This is a genomic window from Maritimimonas sp. 2405UD52-3 (genome assembly GCF_056591715.1).
Map to the genome: position 1 here is coordinate 1 of NZ_JBWQOL010000025.1, position 365 is coordinate 365.

Consider the following 365-nt stretch of genomic DNA (forward strand, 5'->3'; position numbering starts at 1 on the left):
TGTCGGTGTAGGGTCTGCGTCATCAACACAATAGGATGCTGCACTATAACTAAAACTCGCATCATCCAATGCCGTGATCGTAACACTCTCTGTACTGCTATTCGGACATGCGCCTGCTGTAGTATACGTAATTGTATATGTACCCGGAGTACTCGCACTAACATCAATCGCTCCAGTTGTTCCATTAATACTTAATCCTGCTGTACTACTATACGTACCACCACCTAAAGTAGCTGTCGGTGTAGGGTCGGCGTCATCAACACAATAGGATGCTGCACTATAACTAAAACTCGCATCATCCAATGCCGTGATCGTAACACTCTCTGTACTGCTATTCGGACATGCGCCTGCTGTAGTATACGTAA

General features: G+C 45.5%; 1 pseudogene. It reads right to left on the reverse strand.

Annotated elements, in window-relative coordinates:
- A pseudogene (locus tag AC1EU5_RS16020) lies at positions 1 to 365 on the reverse strand (hypothetical protein); the annotation flags it as partial.